Source organism: Oleiphilus sp. HI0125 (assembly GCF_001635355.1).
In genome coordinates, this window is record NZ_LWGF01000811.1 from 1 (window position 1) to 795 (window position 795).

Annotated in this window: 1 protein-coding gene and 1 pseudogene; both read right to left on the minus strand. The window is 44.7% G+C overall.

The window, feature by feature from the left end; all coding sequences use genetic code 11:
• Nucleotides 1-73: 73 nt before the first annotated feature.
• Nucleotides 74-538 (minus strand): tRNA (uridine(34)/cytosine(34)/5-carboxymethylaminomethyluridine(34)-2'-O)-methyltransferase TrmL, encoded by a 465-nt coding sequence (gene trmL / locus A3762_RS13065; RefSeq protein ID WP_068754739.1) that lies wholly within the window; start codon nt 536-538, stop codon nt 74-76.
• Nucleotides 538-795 (minus strand): annotated as a pseudogene (locus A3762_RS13070) (acetyl-CoA C-acetyltransferase); the annotation flags it as partial. The gene trmL and the pseudogene A3762_RS13070, both read right to left, overlap by 1 nt.

Below are 795 nucleotides of genomic sequence, written 5' to 3' on the forward strand. Positions count from 1 at the left end.
ACTGCAATCCATAAAAAACCGCTAAGCATTTATTGTTTAGCGGTTTTTTATGAGCGAAAAAATCTATGCAGATCTAACTTCCAGCCTGAAAGCTAAGCTGGCGCCAGGCTTCATACACGACAATCGCAACTGAATTAGACAGGTTTAAGCTGCGACTTCCTTCCAACATTGGAATTCGAATACAAAAGTCCGTTCCTAGTCCCTCTCGAACATCACTAGGTAATCCACGAGTTTCAGGGCCAAACAAAAAGAAGTCGTTTTCTTGGTAAGAAATTTCCGTGTGTGGGCGACTTCCTTTTGTTGTCATGCCGAATATTCTTGCTCCAGAATGTTTAGCCTTGAATTCTTGATATGAGGCGTAGGTCAAGACATCCGCAAATTCGTGGTAATCCAGTCCTGCACGACGCAATTTTTTCGTATCGAGATCGAAACCAAGTGGTTCTATGAGATGCAATCGGCAGCCTGTGTTGGCTGCCAAACGAATAATATTCCCTGTGTTTGGTGGAATTTCGGGCTCATATAAAACGATATTGAACATTAGTTGCGCTCAACCGCTAACGAAACACCCATGCCGCCACCGATGCACAATGTTGCTAAACCTTTGTTTGCGTCTTGTTTGATCATTTCATGGAGTAATGTGACAAGAACGCGACAACCTGATGCGCCGATAGGGTGGCCTAGAGCGATCGCTCCGCCATTAACGTTAACCTTGGTTTCATCCCATCCCATGCCTTGGTTGACGGACAAGGCTTGTACTGCAAATGCTTCGTTTGCTTCTATGAGATCAAGGTCGTT

What these genes read in the sequence shown, in the direction of transcription:
- trmL (WP_068754739.1), bottom strand. Translation starts at nt 538, where the DNA reads ATGTTCAATATCGTTTTATATGAGCCCGAAATTCCACCAAACACAGGG.